We start from the raw sequence: 2223 nt of genomic DNA, 5'->3' as shown, positions 1-2223 counted from the left end.
TGTCGACGACGGGTGAAAACTGACCCTGTGGCGACGGCCGAAAACTGACCCCCCTTCAGTCACTCTGGAGGGTGATCAAGGTGGAGGACTGGGCGGAGATCCGCCGGTTGCACCGAGCCGAAGCGATACCGATCAAGGCCATCGCCCGGCGCATGGGCATCTCGAAGAACACCGTGAAAAGCGCGCTGGCGGCCGATACACCGCCGAAGTACCGGCGGCCCGGCAAGGGCTCGATCGCAGACGCAGCCGAGCCGCAGATCCGAAAACTGCTGGCCGAGTTCCCGGACATGCCCGCGACGGTGATCGCTGAACGGATCGGCTGGCAGCGGTCGCTGACCGTGCTCAAAGACCGGGTGCGGCTGCTGCGACCGCACTACAAGCCCGTCGACCCGTCGTCCCGGACGACCTACCAGGCCGGGGAACTGGCCCAATGCGATCTATGGTTCCCGCCGGTGAAGATCCCCCTCGGCGCCGGGCACCGGGCCAGCCCACCGGTCCTGGTCATGGTGTCGGGCTATTCACGCTGGCTGATGGCCCGGATGCTGCCCTCTCGCACGGCCGGGGACCTGTTCGCCGGGCACTGGGCGCTGCTGTCACAGCTGGGGGCGGTCCCCAAGACCCTCATCTGGGACAACGAGTCAGCGATCGGCCAGTGGAAGCAGGGCAAACCCCAGCTGAGTGCTGACGCCAACGCCTTCCGCGGCGCCCTGGGCATCCGGATCGCCCAGTGCAGACCCGGCGACCCTGAGGCCAAAGGGCTGGTGGAAAGAGCCAACGGCTATCTGGAGACCTCGTTTCTGCCCGGCCGCGGCTTCGTCTCCCCCCACGACTTCAACACCCAGCTCGCCGACTGGCTGGCCAAGGCCAACACCCGTCATCATCGGCGCATCGAGTGCCGGCCGGCCGACCGGCTGGGCGCGGACCTGGCGGCGATGGTGGCGCTGCCACCCGTCGCTCCGGCAGTCGGGTGGCGCGCCTCGGTCCGGCTGCCGCGCGATCACTACGTCCGCATCGCCTCGTGTGACTACTCGGTGCATCCTTCGGTGATCGGCCGGCTGGTCGAGGTCGTCGCCGATCTGGGCCAGGTCGGCGTGACCTGCGCCGGTCAGATGGTCGCCCGGCACGAGCGGTGCTGGGCGCCGCATCAGACCATCACCGACCCGGTGCATGAACACGCCGCCGCCCTGTTGCGCGGCACACGTCTGCGCACGGCGGCCACCATGGCCACCGGCCCGGCCGATACCGACGACGTTGAGCAGCGTCGGCTCAGCGACTACGACACGGCGCTGGGCATCGAGGGGATCGAGGGAGTGGCGTGATGGCCGAGTCGGCGGCTTCGAGGCCGGGCGGCAAAGCGGCGGCGGGCAGTTCTCGCAGGTCCCGCGATATCGGTGCTGAGCTGGCCTATCTCACCCGGGTGCTCAAGGCGCCGTCGCTGGCGGCCGCGGTTGACCGGCTGGCTGAGCGGGCCCGGGCCGAATCCTGGAGTCATGAGGAGTTCCTGGCCGCCTGCCTGCAACGAGAGGTGTCGGCCCGTGAGTCCCACGGGGGTGAGGCACGGATCCGGTTCGCCCGGTTCCCGGCCCGCAAAGCGCTGGAGGACTTCGATTACGATCATCAGCGGTCCCTCAAGCGCGACCTCATCGCTCATCTGGGGACGTTGGACTTCGTCGCCGCCCGGGAGAACGTGGTCTTCCTGGGTCCGCCCGGCACCGGCAAGACCCACCTGTCCATCGGTTTGGGTATTCGTGCCTGTCAGGCCGGGCACCGGGTCGCGTTCGCCACCGCCGCTCAGTGGGTCGATCGCCTGGCCGAGGCTCATGCCGCCGGGAAGCTCCAAGACGAGCTGACGAAACTGTCGCGCGTCCCGGTCCTGGTCGTTGACGAGGTCGGCTACATCCCGTTCGAGCCCGAGGCGGCCAATCTGTTCTTCCAGCTGGTTTCCAGCCGCTACGAACGAGCGAGTTTGATCGTTACGAGCAACAAGCCGTTCGGCCGTTGGGGAGAGGTCTTCGGCGATGATGTGGTGGCCGCCGCGATGATCGATCGCCTTGTTCATCATGCCGAGGTCATCAGCCTCAAGGGAGACAGCTACCGTCTCAAGAATCGTGATCTCGGTCGTGTTCCTGCGGCGGGTCACAGCAGCGATCAGTAACGATCAAGCACATCAGGGGGTCAGAATTCAGGCGACGTCAGAGGGTCAAGATTCAGCCGTCGTTGACA

Annotated in this window: 2 protein-coding genes; both read left to right on the top strand. The window is 67.2% G+C overall.

The window, feature by feature from the left end; genetic code table 11:
• The first annotated feature begins 71 nt into the window (after window positions 1-71).
• Window positions 72-1319, top strand: coding sequence for an IS21 family transposase (istA, locus tag ABZ463_RS41575; protein WP_362785737.1), 1248 nt, complete (start codon window positions 72-74; stop codon window positions 1317-1319).
• Window positions 1319-2155, top strand: a complete 837-nt coding sequence (gene istB / locus ABZ463_RS41570) for an IS21-like element helper ATPase IstB (protein ID WP_362785734.1) — start codon at window positions 1319-1321, stop codon at window positions 2153-2155. The genes istA and istB overlap by 1 nt, the downstream gene beginning before the upstream one ends.
• The last annotated feature ends 68 nt before the right edge of the window (window positions 2156-2223 follow it).

The sequence above is a fragment of the Streptosporangium sp. NPDC020145 genome (assembly GCF_040631275.1).
Lineage (GTDB): Bacteria > Actinomycetota > Actinomycetes > Streptosporangiales > Streptosporangiaceae > Streptosporangium.
This window is presented reverse-complemented; position numbering and strand designations above follow the sequence as displayed.

What these genes read in the sequence shown, in the direction of transcription:
- istB (WP_362785734.1), top strand. Translation starts at nt 1,319, where the DNA reads ATGGCCGAGTCGGCGGCTTCGAGGCCGGGCGGCAAAGCGGCGGCGGGC.